Below are 25219 nucleotides of genomic sequence, written 5' to 3'. Positions count from 1 at the left end.
GTCAGGCGCTCGGCACGGCCCGGGCCGGCTGCTGATCGATGGGCAGCCGGATCCGGAAGACGCTGCCTCGACCGAGCTCGCTCTCCACCTCGATCCGTCCGCCGTGGCCCTCGACGATCGCCTTGGCGATCGACAGGCCCAGGCCGACTCCTTGGATCGAGCGCTCCTCGGCCTCCCGCGAGCGGAAGAACCGCTGGAACAGCAGCTTGCGGTCGGCCGGGGCGATGCCGATGCCGGAGTCGCGGACGCTCAGCTCGACCCGGCTGCCGTCCTGGGTCAGCGCCACGTCCACTCGGCCGCCGGGCAGGGTGTACTTGACGGCATTGCTGAGCAGGTTGTCGACCACCTGGGCGAACCGCTCCCCGTCGACCAGGGTCGTGAGCGTCTCTGGGGTGGCACAGGTGAGCTCGATCCCTGCCTGGCGCGCCGCCGGCTCAGCCGCGCGCACACACTCCCGGACGATCTCGGCCAGGTCCTGCGGCGCGCGCACCAGCTTCACCGTCCCCTCGTCGAGCTGGGCGGTGTGCAGGAGGTCGCCCACCAGCCGCCGAAGCCGGTCGGCGTTGCGCTCGACCACGTGGAGCTGGTCGAGCGCCTGCGGGTCGAGGTCCTCGCGCTCGAGCAGCAACTGCAGGTAGCCCACGATCGAGGTGAGCGGCGTCCGCAGCTCGTGGCTCACCGACGCCACGAACTCGTCCTTGACCTGGAGCGCCTGCATGAAGTCGGTGACGTCCTTGTAGGCGAGCGCCGCCCCGACCAGCTCGCCGTGGGGGTCCCGCACGCTCCGCGAGGAGACCGACAGTGCCCGACGGGTGCGGGGGTCCTCACCGACCCAGATCCGCTCGTCGTCGAACTCCTCGCCCCGGGTGGCTCGGAAGCTCGGCATCTGCTCGCGGGTCAACGGCGTCTGGCCGTCCGGCCCGAAGACCATGCCCAGCTGACCGGCCACTCCCCCGTGCCCCTGGGGGAACGCCAGCCGCATGAAGTCGCGGTGCCGCCGGTTCATGCCGGTGTAGCCCCCGGACCGGTCGAGCAGCACCAGGCCCACGTCGACGGTGTCGAGGATCGCCTCGGAGACCCGGCGCTGGTGCTCGATCACCGCCAGCGCCTCGGCGAGCTCGACCCGGCGTCGCTCGGCCTCATCGCGTTCGATGCGCACCCGCTCCAGGCCCAGGGCGACCGCCAGCCCGACCCAGCCGGCGATCACCGCGATCATCAGCGCCCGGGAGAGCTCCAGCGACGTCACGCCGTGCACCGCCAGCCCCGGGCCGGACGCCAGCACCAGCACCGCGAGGGCGCCGAGCAGCGCCCCACGGCGGCCGAACTGCCGACCCAACCACAGCGCCGGCACCACGACGAGGATTCCCGCCGCGGAGCCGCTCGGGGTCAGCCGGACCAGCCCCAGAGCGGCGATGTCGAAGAGCGGCACGAGCGCATGGGCCGCCAGGGGCAGGCGCGCCCATGGCAGCGCGAACGTCAGCGCCCACACGACGACGGTCAGCGCCAGGCCCGTCATCGGCCAGGTGACCTGGGCAGTGAAGGCGTCACGGACCGCGAAGTCGACCAGGACGAACATGACGAGGCTGCCTTGGAGCAGGCGTGGATCGGGCTCACCGGTCAGCAGCAACCCCCGGGCGGCCTCGGCGGGGCGCAGCGCTCCGAGTCCGCGCATCCGGCCCCCCAATCGCTCCTCCATGCGAGGGACCACCTTCGCAGATCGGCCAAGGCCACGCAGCGAAGTGATGTGACTGACGTCTCCCCACCGGATTCTGCGACGCCGGCCCGCTCAGCGTGCGCTGCCGTACCTCCGGTCCCGACGGGCGTAGGTGTCGATCGCCGCCCACAGATGGCGCCGGTCGACGTCGGGCCAGAGGACGTCGGAGAACACGAACTCGCTGTACGCCGCCTGCCACAGCATGAAGTTCGACAGCCGCTGCTCGCCGGAGGTGCGCCACACCAGGTCGGCGTCGGGGAGCTCGGGCACGTAGAGGTGCCGGGCGAACACCTTCTCGTCCACCTTGTCCGGGTTCAGACGCCCCTCGGCGACCGCCCGGGCGATCGACCGGGCCGCGTCGGCGACCTCCGCCCGGCCCCCGTAGTTCACGCACATCGTCAGCGTCAGCACGTCGTTGTCGCGGGTCAGCTCCTCGGCGACCTGCAGTTCACGGACCACCGACTTCCACAGCCGCGGTGCCCGGCCGGCCCACCGCACGCGGACGCCGAGCTCGTGCATCTCGTCGCGTCGGCGCCGGATGACGTCCCGGTTGAAGCCCATCAGGAAGCGCACCTCCTCCGGGGAGCGAGACCAGTTCTCAGTGGAGAACGCGTAGGCCGAGATCGCCTTCACGCCGATCTCGATCGCGCCCTCGACGACGTCGAACAGCGAGCTCTCGCCCTGCTCGTGCCCAGCGGTGCGGGGCAGGCCGCGCTCCTTGGCCCACCGGCCGTTGCCGTCCATGACGATCGCCACGTGCCGCGGGACCAGCTCACGGGGCACCTGTGGCGGGGTCTCTCCCGAGGGGTGGGGGGTGGGTGGCCGGACCGCGCGTCTCACGGCCGGCAGCCTACGGCGCCGGGCTCAGCGCTCGACGTAGGCCATCGAGCGGAGCCCGCGCTCGAGGTGCCAGGCGAGGTACGCCGCGACAAGGGTGCTGGCCTCCTTCAGGTGCCGTGGGTCGGCGGCCTCGACCACGGGCCAGTCACCGGCCAGCAGCGCGCCGAGGACCACGACGGTCTCGTTGGCGGGGCTGGCCGAGCCCGGGACCCGGCAGGTCGCGCACAGCACGCCGCCCATCGACGGGTTGAACCACCGGTGGGGGCCCTCCAGGCCGCAGCGCGCGCAGTGGGCGAAGGACGGCGCGTAGCCCGCGACCGCCAGCGAGCGCAGCAGGTAGGAGTCGAGCACCTGCCCCGGCTTCCGCTCGCCGGAGGCCATCGCCCGCAGCCCGCCGACCAGGAGCAGGAACTGCTGGACCGATGGCTCCCGCTCCTCGGCGGCCAGCCGCTCGGCGGTCTCGAGCATCACGGTGCCGGCGGTGTAGCGGTCGTACTCGCTGCCGAGTCCCGCCGAGAAGGGGCTCAGCGTCTCGGCCTGGGTGATCGTGTCGAGGCTGCGGCCCTCGGCCAGCTGCAGGTCGACGTGGGTGAACGGCTCCAGCCGCGACCCGAAGCGAGAGGTGGTCCGCCGGACTCCGCGCGCGACCGCACGCACCCGGCCGTGCTGGCGGGTGAGCAGCGTGATGATCCGGTCGGCCTCGCCCAGCTTGTGGGTGCGCAGCACGATCGCCTCGTCGCGGTAGAGCGGCACCCGGCCATTGTGCCAACCCCGGACCGCCGGAGCCGGCTCCGGCTCAACCGCCGGCGCGGCGGCGGCGCTGCGCCTTCCAGCACCCGAGCGCGAAGGTGGACGCCTCGTGGTTGAGCCGCTCGGGGCGGCTGCGCCACTCCACGATGCTGCGGGCCTTGACGAACGTCGCGTGCGGCAGCTCGTCGGCGAGCATCGCCGCGTCGGCGGCGGGATGGATCGGGTCGGCCGGATGGCCGACGACCAGGGCGGGGGCGCGGATGCCGCGCCGCTCCTTCGCCGACGGCGCGATCCGGCCGAAGAAGATGCCGTGCACGGCTGCGCCGAGGGCGGCCGGGCGCTGGTCGCAGGTGTCGAGACCGATGCCGACCCAGAACGGCACGATGCCGCGCGGCACCGGTCGGGTCAGCCGACGCACCGCGTTGACGGTGAACGGCAGGAACCGGGCGGCGAACAGCAACGGTCCGAACGCGAGGATGCCCGCCTCCAGGGCGTTGTTGAGGACCGGCATCTCCAAGATCAGCCCGCGCACCCGCGCCGGTGCGAGCACCGCCACCTCCAGCGACACGTTCGCTCCCAGCGAGGTTCCGCCGATCACCGCCTGCGGCGCGCCGAGGTGGTCCAGCAGCGCGACCACCTGCTCGGCGAACGCGGTCATCGAGTAGAGCAGCGGGTCGGCGGGACGGTCGGAGCGGCCGTGTCCCAGCAGGTCGAGGGTCACCACGTGCAGCCCTTCGGCGGCCAGCGCCCGGGCCAGGGGCTGGTGCATCCGGCGTGGCATCAGCTGCCCGTGCAGCAGGACCACCCAGGCGTCTCCGGAGCCGTACTCGGTGTACTCGAGCCGGTCGCGACCGGAGTCGGTCTCGACGAAGAACTGACCGATGCGCTCGGAGACCAGCATGTCGCGCAGCGTAGCCGCCTTCGGGCCGGGCCACACGGGCGTGTAGGGCAGGTCCGGCAAAAGCCACACCGTAGACGCCCTGATGCTCGACACTGGACCGGTGGAGAAGGTGACCGCTCGGGCCGTCGGCTGGCCGGTCACGCTCCTCGTACTGCTGGCGATCCTCGCGGTCGGAACCACCTCGGTGATCCTCTCCCACGAGGGCGCTCCGGTCGCCACCTTCTGGCCCGCCGCGGGGATCACGGTCGCGCTGTTCTGCTTCTCCCCCCACCGCCGGTGGCCGCTGCTCTGGCTGCTCGTCGTCGGGCTGAGCGTCGTCGCGAACGCGGCGGGCGGACGCGAGATCCCGGCCGCGGTGCTCTACGGCGTCGGCAACGCGACCGAGGCGGTCGTCGCCGGCTACGTGCTGCGCCAGGCCACGGACCGCCCACGTCTGGAGGGCCAGGACGACTTCCTGCGCCTGCTGCTGGCTTCCGTTGTCGGCGGCGCGACCGCCGCCGTGTTCATCGGCGCCGCGCCGCTGCTCGGCTGGTCCGACGGCGCGGTCCTGGCCACGTTCGGGTCGATCGTGGCCTCCCACGGCGCCGCGGTGTTGGTGCTGGTCCCCGTGGCGCTCACCTTCGGTCAGGAGCGCCGGCGGGGACGTGGTGCCGAGCTGGCCGTCCAGTGCGCGGCGCTCGGTCTCACCACCCTGCTCGTCTTCGGCCCCGAGCAGCACCTCCCGCTGACCTTCGTACCGCTGCTGTTCCCGGTCTGGGCGGCGCTCCGGTTCGACGTGCGGGTGGTGAGCTGGCAGTTGGCCTTCCTGGGGTTGGCGGTGTCGCTGCTGAGCTCGCGGGAGTCCGGACCGTTCGGCGTGCCGTCGCTGCTCGACGACATCGGCGCCCAGGCCGCCGGCTCACTCACCCAGGCCTACATGCTCGTCACCGCGCTGCTCAGCCTGCCGCTGGCGATCGCGGTCCAGCAGCGCGCGGCGTTGCTGCGCCGGATCAGCGCCGACGAGCGACTGTTCCGGCGCAACTTCACCGAGTCGCTCTCGGGGATGCTGTTCCTGTCCAGCGACGGCGACCGGCTGCGGGTGGTCGACCTCAACCACGCGGCGGTCGCGATGTTGGGCGGCCGTCGCGAACGCCTGATGGGCTGCGCCCTCGACGAGGTGCTCCGCCACGACGAGCTGCTGGGGGTCTCCCGCCGGCTCGCCGAGGGCTCCCTGGACGGCTGGCGCGGCCAGGCCGACCTCGGTGCCGTGACCGAGCGCCGTCACGGCCGGGTCAACCTCGCCCTGTCCCTGCTCTCGGGCGGCCGGCACCCGGTGTTCTCCGCCCAGTTGCTCGACGTCACCGCGGAGTACGACGCGCGCCGGCGACTGGAGTCTGCGGAGAAGCTGACCAGCGCCACCCTCGACACCACCGCCTGCATCATCCTGCTCACCGACCTCGAGGGCAGGATCGTGCGGGTCAACGCGGCCACCACCGATCTGACCGGCTACGCCGCGGACGACCTGGTCGGACGCCCGGTCTGGGACACCCCGCTCGCCGCCACGTCCCCGGCGGACCTGCAGGCCCTGCTGCTCTGGCCCAACCGGTCCGGCGCGCCCGTCGTCCGAGAGGGCGACGCCGTCGCCAGCAGCGGTGAGCGGATGCGGATCGTCTGGAACAGCAACGTGGTCCGCGACGAGCTCGGCTTCGCGACGTACGTCGTGATCACCGGCGTCGACGTCACCGCCGAACGCGCCTCGGCCGGCCTGGTGACCCACCTGATGCAGGCGGCCATCAGCACCGCGCTGATCGGCATCGGCTCCGACGGCCGGATCACGGTCGCCAACACCGGCGCCCGGCAGTTGCTCGGTTTCGAGGAGCAGGAGCTGGTGGGCAGCCCGTTCCACCGGATCCTCGACCACGCCGAGCTCCTCGAGCGCACCAGCGCCACCGACGCTGACCAGGCGCTGGCCCTCCTGCTCGCGGAGATCCAGGTCACCGGCGAGGGCGGAGCGGGCGACTGGACCTGGGTGTCCCGCACCGGACGGCGCTCCATCGTGTCGATGTCGCTGTCGGCCGCCGAGGACTCCTCCGCGGTCAACGTCGGCTTCCTGTGCGTCGGCCGCGACGTGACCGAGCAGCGGCACAGCCAGGAGCTCCTCGTGACCGCGCTGGAGAAGGAGCGCGAGGCCGTGGATCGGCTGCGCGCGCTGGACGAGGCCAAGAACGAGTTCGTCTCGACGGTCTCCCACGAGCTGCGCACGCCGGTCACCAGCATCGTGGGCTACACCGAGATGCTGCTCGACGGCTCGATCGTCGAGCCGCGGCCCGAACAGCAGTCGATGCTCGGCACCATCGCCCGCAACGGTCAGCGCCTGATCGTGCTGTGCAACGACCTGCTGGTGCTCAGCGGGCTCGACGGCGGCAACACCCGATGGGAGCGGGAGACCCACGACCTGGCCGCCACCGTGCACGCCAGCGAGGAGTCCCTCAAGCCCCTGCTCACCGGGCGCCGGCTCGAGGTCGCCTTCGAGGTCGTGCCCCACCCGGTGCTGGTGACCGGAGACCCCGTGCAGCTCGAGCGGGTCCTGATGAACCTGCTCAGCAACGCCGTCAAGTTCACCGCGGACGGCGGCTCGGTGAGCTGCCGCCTCGGCGCCGACCGCACCCACGCCGTGCTCGAGGTGCGCGACACCGGCATCGGCATCCCGGTGGCGGAGCAGGCGGGGCTGTTCACCAAGTTCTTCCGCTCCTCGATCACCCAGAAGCTGGCGATCCAGGGCACCGGCCTGGGCCTGTCGATCGTGGACGCGATCGTCAAGGCGCACGACGGCGAGATCGCCGTCGCCTCGGACCCCGGCCGGGGCACCACCGTGACCGTGCGGCTGCCGCTGGCGGCCCGCTGACCCCGATCAGCAGAGTCGGTCAGGCGCGGTTGACCGCGCTGATCACGGCCTTCAGCGACGCGGTGACGATGTTCGGGTCGAGACCGACGCCCCAGAGCACCCGGTCGCCGACCGCGCACTCGACGTACGCCGCCGCGATCGCGTCGCCGCCCTCGGAGAGGGCGTGCTCGGCGTAGTCCAGCACCCGGACGTCGCCGCGCTCGGCGTAGGCCGGGTTGCCGGCGGCCTGCTCGTCGGCGACCAGCCGGTTGAGCGCGTCGACGAACGCCGCGATAGGCCCGTTGCCGCTGCCCTCGAGCGTGCGGATCTCGCCGTCGACGTAGACGTTGACGCTGAGCGCGTCCTTCTCGCCGGCTGCCGAGGAGGTGTGCACGGAGTTCAGCTTCAGCGGAGTCTCCCGCTGGAGGTACTCGGCGGAGAAGACCGACCAGATCTCCTCCGGGGTCATCTCGCCGCCCTGGGTGTCGGTGCGCTCCTGGACCACGCGGCTGAACTCGATCTGCGCGCGGCGCGGCAGGTCGAGCTTGTGGTCGGCCTTGAGGATGTAGGCGACCCCGCCCTTGCCGGACTGGCTGTTGACCCGGATCACGGCCTCGTAGGTGCGGCCGACGTCCTTGGGATCGATCGGCAGGTAGGGCGCCTCCCACTCGATCTCGCGCACCGAGATGCCGCGCTCGGCCGCCCGCCGCTCCAGGTCCTCCAGGCCCTTCTTGATCGCGTCCTGGTGGGAGCCGGAGAACGCCGTGTAGACCAGGTCGCCCGCGTAGGGGTGGCGCGGGTGGACCGGCAGGTTCGTGCAGTACTCGACGGTGCGGCGGACCTCGTCGATGTCGCTGAAGTCGATCTGCGGGTCGATGCCCTGGCTGAACAGGTTCATGCCCAGCGTCACCAGGTCGACGTTGCCGGTGCGCTCCCCGTGGCCGAACAGGCAGCCCTCGACGCGGTCGGCACCGGCCATCAGCGCCAGCTCGGTGGCGGCGACCGCGGTGCCCCGGTCGTTGTGCGGGTGCAGGCTGATCGCGGAGACCTCCCGGCGGGTCAGGCCCCTGCCGAAGTACTCGATCTGGTCGGCGTAGGTGTTCGGCGTGGACATCTCCACGGTGGCCGGAAGGTTCAAGATGATCTCGCGGCCCGGCTCGGGCTGCCAGACGTCGGAGACCGCCTCGCAGACCTCGAGCGCGAAGTCGGTGTCGGACTGGGTGAAGATCTCCGGGGAGTACTGGTAGCCGAACTCCCCGATCGCGGAGCCGAGCAGCTGCTCGGCGTACTTCATCACCAGGCCGGTGCCGTGGGTGGCGATGTTCTTGCACTCCGCGGGGGTCACCCCGAAGACCACACGCTGGAACAGCGGCGCGGTGGCGTTGTAGAGGTGCACGGTGGCCCGGTCGGCGCCGACCAGCGACTGCACGGTCCGCTCGATGAGGTCCTCACGGGCCTGGGTCAGCACCGAGATGCGGACGTCGTCGGGGATCCGGTCCTCCTCGACCAGCTTGCGCACGAAGTCGAAGTCGGTCTGGCTGGCACTGGGGAAGCCGACCTCGATCTCCTTGTAGCCCATCCGCACGAGCAGCTCGAACATGGTGAGCTTGCGCAGCGGCGTCATCGGGTCGATCAGGGCCTGGTTGCCGTCGCGCAGGTCGGTGGAGAGCCAGCGCGGGGCACGGGTGATCTTTCGCGTCGGCCAGGTGCGGTCGGGCACGTCGACAGGGACGAAGGCCCGGTAGCGCTCGATCGGCATGCCGCTCGGCTGCTGGACGTTGGTGGTGTTGCTCAGCGCGACGGGGCGCTCGGTGCTGGTCATGAGAGGTCCTCGCTGGGGTTCGTCTGGGCGCCGGCGGCAGCAGCGGACTCCGCAGCGAGGGGTCCGGCTTTCAGACCTCGCTGCGGCAGCGAAGGAGGAGGCGCTGGCAGGTCATGACGACGACCAGGGTAACCCACGTCCGCTCCCCGCGCCCCTGGCGTCCGCGACGGGGACCCGGTGCGCCGCCGGGGCCCGGTGTGACCAGACCGGGCGAGCCGGTCCCGATTGTCGCGAACCCCGGCGGGTACAGGTCGGCTGCACACCCCCGCGCAGCAGAGGAGAACGCCCATGCCCGAACAGCAGGACTCGCGTCGCACGATCGTGTTCGCGCTCGTGATCGGCCTGATCGTGGTCGGCCTGGGCGCCATGCTGCTGATCGGCCTCCTGGCCGGGGACGACACCGACGACACCACCGAACAGCCCGACTCCAGGCGGCTGGGCGGCCCCGCGGCCGTGGTCCACGCGGCGTGAGGAGCACTCGATGAGCACCAACACCCGAGTCATGAAGGCGACGCCCGAGCAGGTCTGGGAGGTGCTCTCCGACGGCTGGCTCTACCCACTGTGGGTCGTCGGTGCCTCCCGGATGCGTGAGGTCGACGACCACTGGCCCGAGCACGGCGCCCGGCTCCACCACTCGGTGGGCAGCTGGCCGCTGCTGATCGACGACACCACCTCGGTGGTGGAGTGCCAGCCGCCGAGCCTGCTGCGGCTCCGAGCGCGGGCGTGGCCCGCCGGCGAGGCCGACGTGGTGCTCCGGCTGCGTCCGGTCGGCACCGACACCGAGGTGACCATCGAGGAGGACGCCTGCTCCGGTCCCGGGCGGCTGATGCCCAAGCCGCTGCGCGACGTCCAGCTGCACTGGCGCAACGTCGAGGCGCTGCGCCGGCTGTCGTTCCTCGTCGAGCGCCGGGCGAAGTGAGTCGCCGGTGACCCGCTCCTACGATGCCGTCGTCGTCGGCGCCGGTCCGAACGGCCTGGTGGCGGCCAACCACCTGATCGACCAGGGCTGGTCGGTGCTGGTGCTCGAGGCCCAGCCCGACGTCGGCGGCGCGGTGCGCAGCGACCGGGAGGTGCACCCCGACTTCGTGCACGACACGTTCAGCGCGTTCTATCCGCTGGCCGCCACCTCGCGCACGATCCGCGGCTTCGGTCTCGAGGAGCATGGCCTGCGCTGGTTGCACGCCCCCGCCGTGCTCGGTCATCCCCTCCCGGACGGCCGGTGGGCGGTGCTGCACCGCGACCGGCAGGTGACGGCCGCGCTGATGGAGGAGCAGCAGCCCGGCGACGGCGACGCCTGGCTCGAGCTCTGCGCCGAGTGGGACGTCATCGGCGAGCACCTCGTGCAGGCGCTGCTCACCCCCTTCCCGCCGGTGCGACCCGGGCTCTCCGCTCTCGCCAAGCTGCGTCGGGTCGGTGGACTGGAGTTCGTGAAGACGCTGCTCACCCCGGTCGCCGACATCGGCCGTCAGCGGTTCGAGGGCTTCGCGCCGAGCATCCTGCTCGCCGGCAACGCCGGCCACGCCGACATCCCGCTCAACGCCGCGGGGTCCGGCCTGATGGGCATCGTGATGACCATGCTCGGCCAGACGGTCGGCTTCCCGGTCCCCGAGGGCGGCGCCGGTGAGTTGACCCAGGCGCTCGCCCGACGGGTGCGCGCACTCGGCGGAGAGATCCAGTGCGACGCGGAGGTGACCGCGGTCGAGGTCGCCGACGGCCGCGCGGTCGCCGTCCGCACCCGCGACGGCCAACGGTTCGCCGCCGACAAGGCCGTCGTCGCCGACGTGGTCGCTTCGAACCTCTACGGCGGCCTGGTGCCGCTCGAGGCCCTTCCGGCCCGCACCGTCCGCGGGATGCGCCACTTCCAGCTCGACCCCGGAACGGTCAAGGTCGACTGGGCGCTCTCGGGCCCCATCCCGTGGGCCCAGTCGCCGGCTCACGCACCGGGCACCTTCCACGTCGCCGACTCCGTCGAGCAGATGTCGGAAGCGCTCAACCAGGTCACCTCGCACACCATCCCCGCCGCACCGTTCATGCTCGCCGGGCAGATGACCACCAGCGACCCGACCCGCTCCCCCGCCGGCACCGAGTCGCTGTGGGCCTACACCCACGTTCCGCAGCAGTCGGTGCGCGATGCCGGCGACGGGAGCGTGCGCGGCGTCTGGGACCGCGACGACTGCGAACGGTTCGCCGACCGGATGCAGGCCCGGATCGAACGGCTGGCTCCGGGCTTCGGGTCGCGGATCCTGTCGCGCCGCATCCTGGGACCTCGCGAGCTCGAGGCTCGCGACGCCAACCTGGTCGGCGGAGCCATCAACGGCGGCACCGCCCAGATCCAGCAGGAGCTCTTCTTCCGGCCGATTCCGGGCCTGGGTCGCGCCGAGACACCGGTCCGGGGGCTCTACCTCGGCTCGGCCTCGGCGCACCCCGGCGGCGGCGTGCACGGCGCCCCCGGCATGAACGCCGCCCGGGCCGCGCTGCTGCACGACCGGCTGCGCCGCTACGGCCCCCGGGCCCTGCTCACCCGAGTCGACAGGACCGCACCATGACCCTCTCCTCCGCCGCCGACACCCCGGTCGAGGAGCGGCTGAGGTTCGGCCCGCTCGCCGGTGACGGCCCACAGCTCGACATCGCCTTCGACGAGCGGGTGCTGCGACCACGCCCGTGGACCGCGGCCCAGTCGGAGTGGGCCGCCGAGCTCGCCGGGAGCGCGCCCGAGGGCCCGATGCTGGAGCTGTGCACCGGCGCCGGCCACATCGGCCTCCTCGCCGCCGCCCTGGTCCGCCGGCGACTGGTCGCCGTCGACCTCAACCCGGTGGCCTGCGACTTCACCCGCCGCAACGCGGCGGCCGCAGGCATCGCCGACCTGGTCGAGGTGCGCGAGGGGCGCATCGACGAGGTGCTGGCAGCCGGCGAACGGTTCTCGGTCGTGATCGCCGACCCGCCCTGGGTCCGCCGCACCGAGACGAACCGGTTCCCGGAGGACCCGCTGCTCGCGATCGACGGCGGCGACGACGGCCTCGACGTGGCCTGGGCCTGTGTGGCCGCCGCCTCCGCCCACCTGCTTCCCGGCGGCTCCGCGGTGCTGCAGCTGGGCAGCCTGGCGCAGGCCGAGCGGATCGGCCAGGGCCTGGCCGGGCTCGGGTCGTTGACGCTGGGCGAGATCCGCCGGTTCGAGAGAGGGGTGCTGGCCCGGCTGGACCAGCCCTGAGCCTGCCCGGCTCGTGGCAAGATCACAGGATGCTGCGCCTCACCGACTTCATCATCGACTGCCCGGACACCACGGCGCTCGCGGCGTTCTAACCCCGTCTGGCCCTCAAGCTGACCCAGGGTGTCGCCGGGCTCGGGCTCAGGTCGGCCGCAGCTTCTCCGGCAGCACCTTGTGCGTGCCGTCGCACCACGGGAGACTCGCCGAGCGACTGCAGCGGCAGACGGCGCTGACCGGCCGCTCGGTGCGGTGACTGACGCCGTCGGCGTCCTGGATCACGTGGTCCCCGCGCAGCAGCATCGGCCCGCCGGGACACAGCACGATGTCGGGGTGCTCGAAGGTCCGGCTCTCGCTCACGCCGCACTCCCCGGAGCGACGTCGCGCTCCTCGTCGGGGTCCTGGCCCTCGCTCACGCCCCACTGGGCGAGCATCCATCGCGCGAAGCGGTCCTCGAGGTCCAGGCAGGTGAACGCTCCGAAGAAGACGTCGTCGGCCACGCCCGGCTCGACCTCGACCAGCCGGCCGCAGATGTTGCGCACGGCCAGCTGCTCGTGCACGGCGTCTGCCTCGACGTGCTCGGTGTAGTAGTCGACGATCTCCGCCGGGAGCCCCAGCCGCTCCAGCCCCTGCGCCATCCGCCGCGACGGCATCGAGCTGGTGGCCTCGAAGGCCGCCAGGTGTCCCAGCGCAGCGCCGCGCAGCCGCCGGTGCAGGCCGAACAGCGACATGGCGTTGTTCTGCTCGAGGACCTCCAGCGGCACCTCGTCGAGGTAGGCGCCGTAGTCGGCGCGCAGCCCCGCCGCCTCCATGCCGAGTGCCCACAGGTGGGCATGCAGCCGGTTCGGATCGCCGACGCCGTACTCGTCGTACTGGAGCTCGACCAGCGCCGCCTTGGGCCCCACCGGCAGCCGCGGGACCACCCACGCCGTGGGGTCGGCCTCCTTCAGGTGGTAGATCGAGCGGACCCGCAGCAGGTCGAGCACCTGCTCACGGTCGGCGTGCCGGTGCACGTGCGCGGCCACCGACGCACCGTCGTGCGAGCTGACGTAGGCGAACAGGTCGTCGGCGAAGTCGGCGCTGCGATGTGGGGCGTACGCCGAGTAGCGCTCGCGCAGACGCCTCTCCAGGTCACGCTCGAGCAGCCGACGCAGACGGAGCAGCTCGGGGTGCCACTCGAGGCTCTCGTCGGCGAGATCCTCGAAGCCGCGGTAGTGCAGCTCGTAGAGCGTCCACAGGGTCAGCGCGGCGTCGTCGCCGGACTCGGCGACGGGCCAGTCGCACCGGTCGTCGGCGAGGCCGGCGCACAGGGCCTCGTTGACGGCGGCGCTCAGCGCGCCGCGCGCCTTCGGGGTCAGCACCGGTTCTCGCCGACGGCCGCAAGGTCACGGACCAGGTTCACACTCATGACCGCTCCGTACCCCGCGCGGGGACAGCCCAATCTGTGACGCCGGCCGGTGTGGTCGGCTCGTGCCGCCCGCCCCGGCTCGCCGCAGGCGTGCCGGCTCGATGCCGCGGGTACCTCTGCGTCATGAGCCGCCACACGCAGGAGCCGCTGACCGGGCGACCCCATCCCGACGCCGACCCCGACGACGAGGGCAAGCCCGACTCACCGACCGACCTGACGAAGCCGTCGTGGCGCTACGTGCTGCGCAAGACCGTGCGCGAGTTCGGCGACGACCAGTGCACCGACCTGGCCGCCGCGCTCACCTACTACGGCGTGCTCGCGCTCTTCCCCGCGGCGATCGCCCTCACCTCCGTGCTCGGACTGGTCGGCCAGGGCACCACATCGGTGGAGACGCTGCTCGACATCGTCCGCGACCTCGGCGGCGGCAGCATGGTCGAGGACATCGAAGGGCCACTGCTCGACCTGGCCGGCAACCAGTCCGCCGGGGTGGCGCTGATCCTCGGTCTCGCCGGTGCGCTGTGGTCGGCCAGCGGCTACGTCGGCGCGTTCGGGCGTGCGATGAACCGGGTCTACGAGATCCGGGAGGGCCGCCCCGTCTGGAAGCTGCGGCCGGCGATGCTGCTGCTCACGGCCCTCCTCGTGGTGCTGGCGGCCGTGTCGACGCTGATGCTGGTCGTGTCCGGTCCGGTCGCCGAGTCGGTCGGCAAGGCGCTCGAGCTCGGCGACGGCGTGGTGCTGGCCTGGAACATCGCCAAGTGGCCGGTGCTGGCCGCCCTCGTCGTGCTGATGGTGGCGCTGCTCTACTACGCCACCCCGAACGTCAAGCAGCCCAAGTTCCGCTGGATCAGCCTCGGCGCGATGCTGGCGATCCTGACCTGGGTGCTCCTCTCCGCCGGGTTCGGCTTCTACGTCTCGAACTTCTCCTCCTACGACAAGACCTACGGCGCTCTCGGTGGTGTCATCGCGTTCCTGCTGTGGCTGTGGCTGACCAACATCGCGCTCCTGTTCGGGGCCGAGCTCGACGCCGAGCTCGAGCGTGGCCGAGAGCTGCAGTCGGGGCTGCCGGCCGAGGAGACCATCCAGCTGCCGCCGCGCGACACCCGCAACATCGCCAAGGCGGAGAAGAAGGAGGCCGAGGACATCGCCCGGGGCCGTGAGCTGCGTCAGCAGGCGGAGGGATCGCCGTCCGAGACCTCCGTCGACCGCTAGGGCAAGGCCAGCCCAGGCCACCGAGGCGCCTAGGCGGGGGCGTCGGGATCGATGCTCCGGGTCTCCCCCCGTCGGTAGCGCCGCGGGAGCCAGTCACGCGGATAGACCTTGGGCAGGGTCTTGCCGACCGCGAGCGCGACGTACATCACGGTGTTGATCGCGACGAAGGCCGAGAGCACAGCGAAACCTCGGGACTGCACCAGCGACTCCGGCAGCAGGATGCCCCACCAGGTCACGGCGACCACCGTGGCCCGGTCACTGGCCCACCCGCACACCGGTGGCCGACACGACCACGTGCTTCCACGCGGCCTCGCGGTTCAGCGAGATGTCCAGGATCCCCTTGAGGAAGACCAGGTTCAGGAACAGCGCGTAGAACAGCTCGGGGAACAGCGACAGCGACAGCACCCGCGCCGGCCACCCCCCGCGCCAGACGCTGACCAGCCGCTCGACGACGAACAGCCCACCGATTCCGAGCCAGAACGGGAACCACACCCAGGTGTCCAGCGAGAGCACCATCAGCCCGATCATCAGCAGGTAGGTCGACAGCGCGATCACGCCGTAGCCGATGCCCAACTGCTGCGCCCAGTAGCGGAACGTCTGCGGGCGCAGTCCGTAGGCGCTGAGGTTCTCCAGCGCGCCGCGCTGCCAGCGCAGCCGCTGCGCCCACAGCGCGGACCAGGTCGGCATCACCTCGGTGACCACCGTGCACTCCGGCGGCGAGATCACCAGTGCCCCCAGACACTTCAGCGCGAGCGTCAGTTCGTTGTCCTCGGTCAGCACCAAGGTGTCGTACACGTCACCGGGCACCCCGGGCAGACTCCGACCGCGCTCCGCGGCCACCGTGCGCATCGCGCGCGGCCGGAACATCGACGCGGTGCCGGTGAGCACGAAGAGCCGCCCGCGCCGCCGGCGCAGGTCCCGGGAGTAGCGGGTGTACTCATTGCGCTGGAACAGGCCCAGCAGCCCGCAGCCCTGCTCGCCGTAGAAGAGGCCCCCGATCGCCATCAGCGCGCGATCCCGCGTCATCCAGCCCACGGCGTGCTCGAGGAACCCGTCGTCGAGCGTCGTGTCGGCGTCCATCACCATGATCGCGTCGTTGTCGCCCTGGCCGGGCAGGATCTGACGCAGCGCCTGGTTGAGCGCCCCGGCCTTCTTGTGGGCGTTGTGCACGGTCTCGATCACCTCGACGCCCATGGCGCGGGCGATCGGCACGGTGGCGTCTGTGCAGTTGTCGGCGACCACCACCACCCGCTCGGGCCGATGCGACTGCTGCAGCAGCGCCCCGAGGGTCTGGGCCAGGCACGCCTCCTCGTTGTGGGCCGGGACCAGCACGGTGACCGTGACCGGGCCGGCGTAGACACCGCGGGTCTGCGCCATCACGACCTTGGGCGCCAGCGGCATCCGCCGCCCGTCGTCGCTGCGCCGGGCCCGGTTCGCGATCCGGCGCTCCGCCCCCGCCACCCCCGCGGCGAAGATCAGGGCCAGCCCGGCGGCGGCCAGCAGCACCGGCGTCGAGGGCGCCTGGGTGTCGTAGAGCACCCGCCACACCCCCAGGACCACCCCCTGGGTCGGCCTCTGCACCGCCTGCGGCGTGCTGGCCGAGACCGCCCACCACAGCAGCCCAGCCCCGGTGAGGGCGGAGCCGACGATGAACAGGCCGACAGCGCGGTGGAGCAGGCCCGGCAACCACGCCGCCCTCGGGGCACGATGACGGCCGGCACGCCCCGGACTCCGACCTAGGGTGGTGGCATGCCCCGCCTGCTGTGCGTCCATCACTCACCCACCGCCTCGGTCCAGGCCCTCACCGACTCGGTGCTCGCCGGGGCCCGCGATGACGCCGTGAGCGGGGTCGACCTCGTGGTCCGTCCCGCCCTGGCGGCGACCGCGGACGACGTGCTCGCCGCCGAGGGATATCTGCTGGGCACTACTGCCAACTTCGGCTACATGTCCGGCGCACTGAAGCACTTCTTCGACACGATCTTCCTCGACGCCGGCGGGGCGCTCTCCGACGACGGGTCGGCCGGCTCGGGCACGGGCGGCCGCAAGCCCTACGGGCTGTGGGTCCACGGCCGCTACGACACGACCGGCGCGGTGCGCTCGGTGCAGTCGATCGTGCAGGCGCTGCCCTGGCGCCAGGCGGCGCCGGTGCTGGAGGTCCTCGGCGAGGTCGGACAGCCCGAGCGCGAGGCGGCCTACGAACTCGGCGGCACCCTGGCGGCACTGCTGATGGAGTGAGACGTCACGAGACCGCGCGGCGGCTCGACGGTCCGCTCACTCGCCCTCGGGCGGCTTGTCGGCCGCGCCGTCGGCGTCGTCGCCGCGGGTGAAGAACGACATCCGGCCGTCGGCCTCGAGCACGGCGTACTCGATGTCGGCGGTGCGGCGGATGCCCTGCTCGCGGGCTGCGACGAGCAGGTCGGCCACGGAGAGCCGCTGCCGCCGCATCGCCTCCTCCAGCGGCCTGCCGTCACGGAGCACGAGCACCGGCCGGCCGGTGAGCACCGACCGGGTCCGCGGGAAGCGCCACTGGGTCCACGACAGCACCACGGTGAGCAGCGCGAAGGTGCCGACGGCGAGGACCCCGGCCGTCACGGAGTAGTCCTGCTGGGTGATCGACTGCTGCACGAGGTCGCCCATCGTCACGAAGAGCAGCAGCTCGAAGGTGCTGAGCTCACCCAGCGTCGACCGGCCGACGGCCCGGGTGATCGCCCACAGGAACAGGAACATCACCAGGGCCCGGATCACGATCTCCATGGGGCCGCACCTCCCCGCCGCACACCGCGGCTCACGGCAGCAGCCTGGTCTCGAAGTCGAGGGAGACCACGGGAACGTCGCCGTCGAGGACGCTCAGGGTGGCCTTCGCCCCTCGTTGACTGGCCGGCTGGATGTAGGCGTCGTAGGACACGACGAACGTCTCGCCGGCGGGCGGCGGCGCGAAGGTGAGGTAGAGCGTGCTGCCGTCGCGGACCATCTCCACCGGCTCCGGGGCGAACCCCTGGGTCTCGTAGATGTCGAGGTAGTCGCCCGTGACGGACAGGACGACGTCGTCGGTGAATCCCCCGACGTGCTCGATCGTGACCTCCCACGGCACGTCGAGGCCGGCTCGGGCGACCGCTGCGTGACGCAACTCCAGCCGCCAGTCCTCGGAGGTGGCGGTCGTGGTGGCCGTGCGAACGCCCAGGACGCCGCTCAGTCCGGCCGCCACGAAGGCGGCCAGCACGAGCACGAACCCCCGCCGCACCCACAGGGCGTGCGGCGGGGTTCGTGTGTCGACGTCGTGCAGCGACGACCGGGGCAGGCTCACGCTCAGGGCTTGAAGACCACCTTGACCATGCCGTCCTCCTTGGCCTGGAACGTCGCGTAGGCGTTCGGCGCCTCCTCCAGCGGGAGTCGGTGGGTGGCGAAGTCCTCGACGCCGAGGTGGTCGGTGTCCTCCTGCAGCAGGGCCAGGATGTCGTCGCTCCAGCGCCGCACGTTGGCCTGGCCCATGCGCAGCTGCAGCTGCTTGTCGAAGAGCTGGAACATCGGAATGGGGTCGGCGGCGCCGCCGTAGACCCCCGAGATCGAGACCGTGCCACCGCGGCGCACCGACTCGAAGGCGAGGTAGAGCGCCTCGAGCCGGTCGACGCCGGCGTTGGTCATCACCGCTCCCTGCATCTTCTTCGGCAGCAGGGCCAGCGCCTTCATCGCCGCCTCGGCCAGCGGCGAGCCGTGTGCCTCGAGACCGACGGCGTCGATGACCGAGTCCGCGCCACGGCCACCGGTCAGCTCGCGCACCCGGTCCGGGACGTCGCCGCCCGCCTCCTCGAGGTCGATGATCTCGGCCCCGCGGTTCGCCACCCGGGCCAGCCGCTCGGGCACCCGGTCGACGCTGATCACCCGCAGCCCCCGGTGCTTGGCGATCCGGGCGGCCATGTCGCCGATCGGCCCGGCGCCGAGCACCAGCAGCGTGCCGTCGTCGGGGACGGCGGCGTACTCGACGGCCTGCCAGGCCGTGGGCAGCACGTCGGAGAGGAACAGGAACCGCTCGTCCGGCGGGCCGTCGGGAACCTTGATCGGCAGGGTGTCGCCGAACGGTACCCGCAGCAGCTCGGCCTGGCCGCCGGGGACCTGGCCGTAGAGCTTGCTGTAGCCGAACAGGCTGGCACCGGTGCCGTGCTCGCGGTTCTGGGTGGTCTCGCACTGGCTGTGCAGGCCCTGCCCGCACATCCAGCAGGTGCCACAGCTGACGTTGAACGGCACCACGACCCGGTCACCGATCTTCAGCGAGGTGACCTCGGCCCCGACCGCCTCCACGATGCCCATCGGCTCGTGACCGACCACGTCGCCGGGGGTCATGAACGGCGTCAGGGGGTCGTACAGGTGCAGGTCGGAGCCGCACAGGGCGGTCGAGGTGATCCGGACGATCACGTCGGTCGGTTCCTGGATCGTCGGGTCGGGGACCTCCTCGACCCGCATGTCCTTGCGGCCGTGCCAGGTGACTGCCTTCACATCTGCTCCTCGTCGATCGGTGGGTGTCTCGGAAAATGGGGGTCGGGGGCCGACGTCACTGCGCCGGCACGCGCTGCCGGACCCCGGTGAGGCGCAGCCCCTCGGGCGGCAGCGTCGGGATGCGCGAGAGGTCGACCGCGCGAGCGGAGGCCACGGTGTAGTCGGTCGCGGCGAGCACCCGCAGCGTCTCGGCCAGCAGGCGCAGGGTCAGCGGCTCGCCCGGGCACCGGTGGCCACTGGGATGACCGCCGCCCTGCGGCACCATCGCGAACGCACCGGGCTCGAGGTCGAGGAACCGCTCGGGACGGAACCGCTCGGGCGCGTTCCAGAGCCGCGGGTCGGTGTTGATGCCCCGCACGTCGAGGATCAGCTGGTCACCGGCGCGCACGGCGACGCCCTCGTGCCGGGCAGCGGCCCGGGCCCGGCCGGCGAGGGCCGGGGCGAAGGGGGTGGTGCGCCGCACCTCGTGCGCGAAGGCGAGCCGGTCGCGGTCGCCGTCGGGTGCGGTCAGCCGCTCCCGCCACTGCGGCTGCTCGTCGAGAGCGAGCGCCGCGAAGGTGCCCAACCAGGCGACCGCGACCGTCGGTCGCAGCAGGTTCCCGAGCTCGACGGCGGCGGTGTGCCGGTCCAGGTCGCCCCCGGCCAGCACGGCGAGCGCCGACCCCTCGGGAGGGGTCAGCTCTCCGGCGCGGGTCCGGTCGACCAGGCCGGCCGCCCAGCGCTCGAAGCGGCGACGTGCCAGCCAGGCGCGCGGGTAGGCGGAGCCGGCGAAGCCGAACCCGTCGACGATGCGAGCCAGCTCCAGGCTCCAGTGGGTGGCCTCGCGGGCGGGGCACTCGATGCCGGCCCAACCGAGGGCGGCGGTGCCGTAGATGTTGGCGAGCTCCGGGAAGAGCCGCACCTCGCGGCGGCCCCATGCAGGCACCGCCTGCTCCAGCCGGGTGGCCACCGCGCCGACGAGCGGTGCCGTCGGACCGGGCGCGAGCACGTCGAGGAGCGGGAGCTTGCGGCGGCGGTGTGCCTCGTCGTCGAGCGCGTGCAGGGCTCCCCGGCCGAACAGCAGCCAGCCCAGCGGCGGCGGGATCGCACCGGCCCGTGAGACCAGGCGCTCGTCGTAGAAGAGGCGAGCACCGGCCTCGCCGCCCAGGACGACCGCGCGGCGCCCCAGGAGACGGGACTCGTAGCTGTCACCGCCGCGGCGCGCCTGACGGTCGGTCTCGACGGCGCGGAAGCCCTGGGTCTTCAGCCGGATGGCGAGATCGGTCATGCCCGATCGGTTCCCGTGGCGGTGGCGATCATGCGGCGCCGCCCTCGGCGGTCATGAGGACCCGCAACCCGGGTACCGGAGTCGGACACGAGAATCCGAAGAGCTCAGGAGGCAGTCATGCCCAGCAAGTCGGCGAACGTGAAGAACGAGAAGCAGTACGAGGCCCTGAAGGACAAGGGCATGTCGAAGCAGCGGGCGGCCCGGATCGCGAACTCACCGGACGCCTCCAAGCATGGCGGGCAGAGCAGCGGCAAGGGCGGCGACCCCTCGCAGGGCGGCACCACCGCCCAGAAGAAGGAGGCCGGGCGCAAGGGCGGCGAGGCGACGGCGAAAAAGAACCGCGGCTGACCTCGTCCTCCGCCGGGGCGCCGCACCACCCCACGGAACGCGAACGGCACGACACGACCACGGCACGCCCACGGCTCGGTGACGAGGATCCCGGCAGCGGTCGGGCGTTCCACAGCTCGGCCACGACTCGGCGAAGCACCGGACGCGCCGCGCACGCGCGGGGCATCGTGGGGGCATGACCCACAGCTCCCGTGGGCCGACCGACCTGGGCGACCGGCCGCTGCGCCTGGTTCCGGACCTGCCACCCGACGGCGCCGTGGTCCCAGCTCCGCGTCGCCCCGCCCCCGGCGAGGTCGGGGCCGGGGACCCCGTGGCCGAGCCGGGCGAGAAACACCAGACACGAGCAGCGCCACGCCGGGTGCCCGTGCGGCTGACCGTCCAGGTCCTGGGCCTGCTGCTGGGCCCGCTGGCGCTCGCGGCCGCGGCGTTCGTGCTGCTCACCCCAGCGCCGCAGCCCACCGGCCCGAGCACAGCCACGAACAGCGCGGCTCGGCCCCCGGCCTCGACGTCCGGGCAGGCGGTGAGCCGTCCGGCCGACCTGTCGGTGCAGCGCAACGTCGAGATCATCGCGGCCACCGCCGACCAGGTGGCACTGCGCCTGTTCGTGGCCAACGACGGCCCGGCGGCCGCCAACCGCGTCGAGCTGGTGACCACGCTGCCGGTGGGAGCAAGACTCGTCGAATCACCCGGCTCGGCGTGCCGGACCGTGGGAGCTGCCGTGCACTGCGGTCTCGGGCGAGTGGGTGCCGGCCGTTCCGCAGCGGCGCTCGTCGTCGTCGCGGGCACCGGATCCGACGACACGCCGCGCCTCCTCCGTTGGGCGACCTCGGGCGCAGTGCTCACCAGCGGACGCACCACCGGCTGACCACCCCGGCGGACAGGTAGGATCCGCGCGGAGAGCCGACCGTCAGGAGGCCGCCGTCGCGAGGGAGGTCCGGTGCCGCACGCCCGCCTCGTGGCCCGTCCCGCGCTCGGCTCGCGGGCTCGCCTGATCCTGATCGTGCTGCCGGTCCTCGCCCTGCTCGGGGCCTGCTCCGACGACCCGGCTCAGGGGGGCAACATCGACCCCGAGCAGGTCGACGCGGTCGAGGCGCCCGTGCTCGGCGCCTGCCGGTTGCTCGCCCCCGAGGACGTCGCGCAGCCCAGCAACGCGACCCGCATCGTCGACTGCGCCGAGGAGCACACCGCGCAGACCTATGCGGTCGGCCAGCTTCCCGAGCAGTTCGACGACGCCGCGCACGACTCCGAGAAGGTCGGCGCCTGGGCCTACCGCACCTGCTCGGACGCCTTCGCCAAGTTCCTCGGCGCCGACGAGAGCCTCGTGATGCGCACCCTGCTCACCTGGGCCTGGTTCCGCCCGTCGGTGGAGGCCTGGGACGACGGCGCCCGGTGGTACCGCTGCGACGTGGTCGGCGGCGGCGAGCACAGCGAGGAGTACCTCCCGCTCCCCGAGGACGCGAAGGGGTTGCTCACCGGCAAGCCGAAGGACGAGTGGATGGTGTGCGCGGTCGGCCCCACCCTCGCCGGAGGCACCCGGGTGCCCTGCTCGGAGCCGCACGAATGGCGAGCGGTCAGCACGATCAAGGTGGGCGAGCCCGACGAGCCCTACCCCGGCGACCGTGTCGTCGAGGTGACGACGCGTGACTTCTGCTCCGAGTCGGTGGGCGCGATCCTCGGCTACCCGGTCGACTACGAGTTCGCCTACACCTGGTTCCACGAGGCCGAGTGGGAGGCCGGCAACCGCCGCTCCGTCTGCTGGGCGAAGACCCCGGACTGATGCCCGCGCCCGCCACCGCCCGGCGTACCCGGCCGGCCCGCACGCTCGCCGCGGTCGCCACGGCGCTCGCGCTCGCCGGCTGCAGCGGGGGCGACGACGGCGCCGGCGCCGGAGATCCGGCATCGAGCAGCGCCCTCGCCGGCGACCCCGCCCCGGTGCCGGAGCCACCGGCACCCCCCGAGCCCGGCGCCTGCTACCGGCTGGGCTTCGATGAGGCGCTCGCGCCGACCACGAGCTCCACGCCGGTCGGTTGCTCGCGCCCCCACTCGGCCGAGACCTACGCCGTGGGCGAGCTCGACAGCGTCGTCGACGGCCACCTCCTCGCGGTCGACTCCGACCACGTGCAGGAGCAGGTCGCCGGCCGGTGCCCCGAGCGGCTGCCGCGGTTCCTGGGCGGCAGCCAGGATCAACTGCGGCTGACGATGCTGCGTGCGGTCTGGTTCACCCCGACCGTCGAGGAGTCCGACGCCGGAGCGGACTGGTTCCGCTGCGACGTCATCGCGGTCGCGACCGACGGACGCCTGGCCCGCCTGACCGAGCCCGCGCGGGGGCTGCTCGCCGACCCCGAGCGGCGGGCGGCCTACGGCATGTGTGCCACCGCCGAGCCCGGCACCAGCGACTTCCGGCGGGTGATCTGCTCGGCCGAGCACGCGTGGCGGGCCGTCGCGACGGTGCCGTTCGAGGACGAGAGCTATCCCGGCCCCGACGAGGCCAGCGCCCGCGGCGAGACCCCGTGCGAGGACGCCGGGCGGGCCGCCGCCGAGGACCCCCTCGACTTCCGGTGGGGCTACGAGTGGCCCACCGCCGAGCAGTGGGCGGCCGGGCAGACCTGGGGACTGTGCTGGGTGCCGGACTGACCGGTCCGCTGGCGCGTCCCGGCTAGAACCCCAGCTTGCGCAGCTGACGGGGGTCGCGCTGCCAGTCCTTGGCGATCTTGACGTGCAGGTCGAGGTAGACCGGGGTGCCGAGGATCGCCTCGATCTGCTGCCGGGCCGTGGAGCCGACCTGGCGCAGCCGGGTGCCCCGGTGACCGATCACGATCCCCTTCTGCGAGGAGCGCTCGACATAGAGGAACGCGTGGATGTCGAGCAGCGGCTTGTCGGCCGGCCGTCCCTCACGCAGGCCCATCTCCTCCACCACCACCGCGATCGAGTGCGGGAGCTCGTCGCGGACCCCCTCGAGGGCCGCCTCGCGGATCAGCTCGGCCACGATCGCCTCCTCGGGCGAGTCGCTGAGGTCGCCCTCGGGGTAGAGCGGCGGTCCCTCCGGCAGCATCCCGACCAGCAGGTCGGCGAGCAGCTGGACCTGGTCGCCCGCGACCGCCGACACCGGGACGATCTCGGCCCAGCTGATGCCGGTCTCCGCGCCCAGCGACTGGATCGCCAGCAGGTGGTCGGCGATCTGCTCCGGCGTGGCCAGGTCGGTCTTGGTGGCCACCGCGACCTTCGGGGTGCGCCGCACCTTGGCCAGCTCGGTGAGCAGGAACCGGTCTCCGGGGCCCGGCTTCTCGTTGCACGGGAAGCAGACCGCGACCACGTCGACCTCGGCCCAGGTCGTCTTGACCAGGTCGTTGAGCCGCTCGCCCAGCAGGGTCCGGGGACGGTGCAGCCCGGGAGTGTCGACGAGCACCAGCTGCGCGTCGGGACGATGCACGATGCCGCGCACGACCGTGCGCGTGGTCTGCGGCTTGTCGGAGGTGATCACGACCTTGCTGCCGACCAGCGCGTTGGTCAGCGTCGACTTGCCCGCGTTGGGCCGCCCCACGAACGAGGCGAACCCGCTGCGGTGCTCGGGGGTGTCGCTCATCGGTCTCCCGTCCCGCTCTGCGCGGCGTCGTAGTCGGCCCAGATCTGCTCGTCGCTCTTGCCCGCCGCCTTGCCGGCCCGCCAGATCGGACCGGGGTCGACCGCGCGCGGCTGCCGCTTCGCGCCGCCGCGCCAGTAGCCCATCACGTCGTACGCCGTGCTGGGCAGCGCCCGCTCCCGCATCAGGTGCTTGCGGATCGCCCGCATCTGCGCCGACTCGCCGGCCATCCAGAAGTAGCCGGCACCGTCCGGCCAGTCGATCCGCTCGACCACCTCGGCCAACCGGCTCTCTTCGGGGCCGGGAGGCGCCAGCCAGTTCACGTCGACCCCGGCGGGCAGGTAGCCGAGGCCGCGGACCTCGTCGGCGTCCGGCACCTCGGCCCAGACCCGGACGGGCACCTGCGAGGCCGTCGTGACGGTCTCGGCGATCCGGGCCATCGCGGGCAGCGCGGTCAGGTCGCCGACCAGCAGCAGCCAGGCGGCCCCGTCGGGCATCGCGAAAGAGCCCTTGGGCTCGGTGATCGTGACCTGCTCGCCGACGATCTCGTCGCCGCGGGCCGCCCACTCGGTGACCAGCCCGGTCTCGTGCACGACGACGTCGAGCAGCAGCTCGCCTCCCGACCAGTCGCGCACGGTGTAGTAGCGGCTCTGGAACTGCCCCGGCACCACGAGGCCGACCCACTCGTCGGGAACGCCGGTGGAGGCGAACCCGGCGAGCCCGGCACCGCCGAGGGTCAGCCGGACCAGGTGGGGCGAGAGCTGCTCGCGCCGCAGCACCTCGGCGGGGTAGTGCAGGGCGCGGGTGCTCACGGGCCCGAGGCT

General features: G+C 72.6%; 26 protein-coding genes. 11 read left to right on the top strand and 15 right to left on the bottom strand.

Annotation, left to right across the window (positions count from 1 at the left end):
- Position 1: 1 nt before the first annotated feature.
- The 4 genes from D6B71_RS15150 to D6B71_RS15135 all read right to left on the bottom strand — a co-directional run bounded on the left by D6B71_RS15150 (position 2) and on the right by D6B71_RS15135 (position 4205).
- Positions 2-1696, bottom strand: a complete 1695-nt coding sequence (locus D6B71_RS15150; RefSeq protein ID WP_126688289.1) for a sensor histidine kinase — start codon at positions 1694-1696, stop codon at positions 2-4.
- A 90-nt stretch (positions 1697-1786) separates the two neighbouring features.
- Entirely contained in the window at positions 1787-2554 is a 768-nt protein-coding gene (locus D6B71_RS15145; RefSeq protein WP_121256507.1) for an isoprenyl transferase, read from the bottom strand.
- A gap of 24 nt (positions 2555-2578) precedes the next feature.
- Positions 2579-3307 (bottom strand): DNA repair protein RecO, encoded by a 729-nt coding sequence (gene recO / locus D6B71_RS15140; RefSeq protein ID WP_121256505.1) that lies wholly within the window; start codon positions 3305-3307, stop codon positions 2579-2581.
- A 43-nt stretch (positions 3308-3350) separates the two neighbouring features.
- Positions 3351-4205: an alpha/beta fold hydrolase gene (locus D6B71_RS15135; protein ID WP_121256603.1), complete on the bottom strand. Its 855-nt coding sequence runs from the start codon at positions 4203-4205 to the stop codon at positions 3351-3353.
- A gap of 100 nt (positions 4206-4305) precedes the next feature.
- On the opposite strand from D6B71_RS15135, the gene D6B71_RS15130 reads away from it, so the two are divergent.
- The gene (locus D6B71_RS15130) at positions 4306-7089 is read left to right on the top strand and encodes a PAS domain S-box protein (protein WP_164519690.1); all 2784 of its coding nucleotides are present in this window, start codon (positions 4306-4308) and stop codon (positions 7087-7089) included.
- Positions 7090-7108: 19 nt separating this feature from the next.
- Here D6B71_RS15130 and leuA read toward each other — a convergent pair whose 3' ends face one another.
- Positions 7109-8890 (bottom strand): 2-isopropylmalate synthase, encoded by a 1782-nt coding sequence (gene leuA, locus D6B71_RS15125; RefSeq protein WP_121256501.1) that lies wholly within the window; start codon positions 8888-8890, stop codon positions 7109-7111.
- Positions 8891-9178: 288 nt separating this feature from the next.
- On the opposite strand from leuA, the gene D6B71_RS15120 reads away from it, so the two are divergent.
- Genes D6B71_RS15120 through D6B71_RS15105 form a run of 4 tightly spaced genes read left to right on the top strand, consistent with a single transcriptional unit; the run spans position 9179 to position 12098 of the window.
- Positions 9179-9361 (top strand): hypothetical protein, encoded by a 183-nt coding sequence (locus D6B71_RS15120; RefSeq protein ID WP_121256499.1) that lies wholly within the window; start codon positions 9179-9181, stop codon positions 9359-9361.
- A gap of 10 nt (positions 9362-9371) precedes the next feature.
- Positions 9372-9809 (top strand): SRPBCC family protein, encoded by a 438-nt coding sequence (locus D6B71_RS15115; protein ID WP_121256497.1) that lies wholly within the window; start codon positions 9372-9374, stop codon positions 9807-9809.
- A 7-nt stretch (positions 9810-9816) separates the two neighbouring features.
- Positions 9817-11436 carry a phytoene desaturase family protein gene (locus D6B71_RS15110; protein WP_121256495.1) on the top strand — a complete coding sequence of 540 codons (1620 nt, stop codon included), beginning with the start codon at positions 9817-9819 and terminating at the stop codon, positions 11434-11436.
- Positions 11433-12098 (top strand): methyltransferase, encoded by a 666-nt coding sequence (locus D6B71_RS15105; RefSeq protein WP_121256493.1) that lies wholly within the window; start codon positions 11433-11435, stop codon positions 12096-12098. The genes D6B71_RS15110 and D6B71_RS15105 overlap by 4 nt, the downstream gene beginning before the upstream one ends.
- A 138-nt stretch (positions 12099-12236) precedes the next feature.
- Here D6B71_RS15105 and D6B71_RS15100 read toward each other — a convergent pair whose 3' ends face one another.
- Entirely contained in the window at positions 12237-12452 is a 216-nt protein-coding gene (locus D6B71_RS15100; protein WP_240641438.1) for a CDGSH iron-sulfur domain-containing protein, read from the bottom strand.
- Positions 12449-13453: an iron-containing redox enzyme family protein gene (locus D6B71_RS15095; protein WP_121256491.1), complete on the bottom strand. Its 1005-nt coding sequence runs from the start codon at positions 13451-13453 to the stop codon at positions 12449-12451. The genes D6B71_RS15100 and D6B71_RS15095 overlap by 4 nt, the downstream gene beginning before the upstream one ends.
- Positions 13454-13623: 170 nt before the next feature.
- Between D6B71_RS15095 and D6B71_RS15090 the strand changes: the two genes are divergently transcribed.
- Complete coding sequence (locus D6B71_RS15090) at positions 13624-14709, top strand: YihY/virulence factor BrkB family protein (protein WP_121256489.1); 1086 nt, start codon at positions 13624-13626, stop codon at positions 14707-14709.
- Positions 14710-14738: 29 nt separating this feature from the next.
- Here D6B71_RS15090 and D6B71_RS15085 read toward each other — a convergent pair whose 3' ends face one another.
- Entirely contained in the window at positions 14739-14945 is a 207-nt protein-coding gene (locus D6B71_RS15085; protein WP_206051791.1) for a hypothetical protein, read from the bottom strand.
- 19 nt (positions 14946-14964) lie between these two features.
- The gene (locus D6B71_RS15080) at positions 14965-16395 is read right to left on the bottom strand and encodes a glycosyltransferase family 2 protein (protein ID WP_206051790.1); all 1431 of its coding nucleotides are present in this window, start codon (positions 16393-16395) and stop codon (positions 14965-14967) included.
- Between the two features lie 63 nt (positions 16396-16458).
- Between D6B71_RS15080 and D6B71_RS15075 the strand changes: the two genes are divergently transcribed.
- Positions 16459-16944: a flavodoxin family protein gene (locus D6B71_RS15075; protein WP_121256485.1), complete on the top strand. Its 486-nt coding sequence runs from the start codon at positions 16459-16461 to the stop codon at positions 16942-16944.
- A 36-nt stretch (positions 16945-16980) separates the two neighbouring features.
- Here the strand turns inward: D6B71_RS15075 and D6B71_RS15070 are convergent, their stop codons facing one another.
- From D6B71_RS15070 to D6B71_RS15055, 4 genes are read right to left on the bottom strand one after another with little or no spacing between them, the layout of a single operon-like run.
- On the bottom strand, positions 16981-17463 hold the full coding sequence (locus D6B71_RS15070; protein WP_121256484.1) for a DUF421 domain-containing protein: 483 nt from the start codon (positions 17461-17463) through the stop codon (positions 16981-16983).
- A gap of 31 nt (positions 17464-17494) precedes the next feature.
- Positions 17495-18013, bottom strand: coding sequence for a hypothetical protein (locus D6B71_RS15065; protein WP_121256482.1), 519 nt, complete (start codon positions 18011-18013; stop codon positions 17495-17497).
- Positions 18014-18015: 2 nt separating this feature from the next.
- The gene (locus D6B71_RS15060; RefSeq protein ID WP_121256480.1) at positions 18016-19200 is read right to left on the bottom strand and encodes a zinc-dependent alcohol dehydrogenase; all 1185 of its coding nucleotides are present in this window, start codon (positions 19198-19200) and stop codon (positions 18016-18018) included.
- A gap of 55 nt (positions 19201-19255) precedes the next feature.
- On the bottom strand, positions 19256-20467 hold the full coding sequence (locus tag D6B71_RS15055) for a cytochrome P450 (RefSeq protein WP_121256478.1): 1212 nt from the start codon (positions 20465-20467) through the stop codon (positions 19256-19258).
- Positions 20468-20584: 117 nt separating this feature from the next.
- On the opposite strand from D6B71_RS15055, the gene D6B71_RS15050 reads away from it, so the two are divergent.
- The 4 genes from D6B71_RS15050 to D6B71_RS15035 all read left to right on the top strand — a co-directional run bounded on the left by D6B71_RS15050 (position 20585) and on the right by D6B71_RS15035 (position 23449).
- Complete coding sequence (locus tag D6B71_RS15050) at positions 20585-20815, top strand: DUF7218 family protein (protein WP_121256476.1); 231 nt, start codon at positions 20585-20587, stop codon at positions 20813-20815.
- A gap of 175 nt (positions 20816-20990) precedes the next feature.
- Complete coding sequence (locus D6B71_RS15045) at positions 20991-21680, top strand: hypothetical protein (RefSeq protein WP_121256474.1); 690 nt, start codon at positions 20991-20993, stop codon at positions 21678-21680.
- A gap of 72 nt (positions 21681-21752) precedes the next feature.
- Complete coding sequence (locus D6B71_RS15040) at positions 21753-22592, top strand: septum formation family protein (RefSeq protein WP_240641437.1); 840 nt, start codon at positions 21753-21755, stop codon at positions 22590-22592.
- Entirely contained in the window at positions 22592-23449 is an 858-nt protein-coding gene (locus tag D6B71_RS15035) for a septum formation family protein (protein WP_121256593.1), read from the top strand. Before D6B71_RS15040 ends, D6B71_RS15035 begins: the two co-directional genes overlap by 1 nt.
- 22 nt (positions 23450-23471) lie before the next feature.
- Here D6B71_RS15035 and era read toward each other — a convergent pair whose 3' ends face one another.
- Both era and D6B71_RS15025 read right to left on the bottom strand, forming a co-directional pair.
- Positions 23472-24398 (bottom strand): GTPase Era, encoded by a 927-nt coding sequence (era, locus tag D6B71_RS15030; RefSeq protein ID WP_121256472.1) that lies wholly within the window; start codon positions 24396-24398, stop codon positions 23472-23474.
- Positions 24395-25207 (bottom strand): siderophore-interacting protein, encoded by an 813-nt coding sequence (locus D6B71_RS15025; protein ID WP_121256471.1) that lies wholly within the window; start codon positions 25205-25207, stop codon positions 24395-24397. The genes era and D6B71_RS15025 overlap by 4 nt, the downstream gene beginning before the upstream one ends.
- Positions 25208-25219: the final 12 nt, after the last annotated feature.

Origin of the sequence: Nocardioides ferulae (assembly GCF_003660455.1) — a bacterium.
GTDB classification, from domain to species: Bacteria; Actinomycetota; Actinomycetes; order Propionibacteriales; family Nocardioidaceae; genus Nocardioides; species Nocardioides ferulae.
Note: the sequence above shows the minus strand (reverse complement) of the source record. Positions and strands in the feature narration are given on the sequence as shown.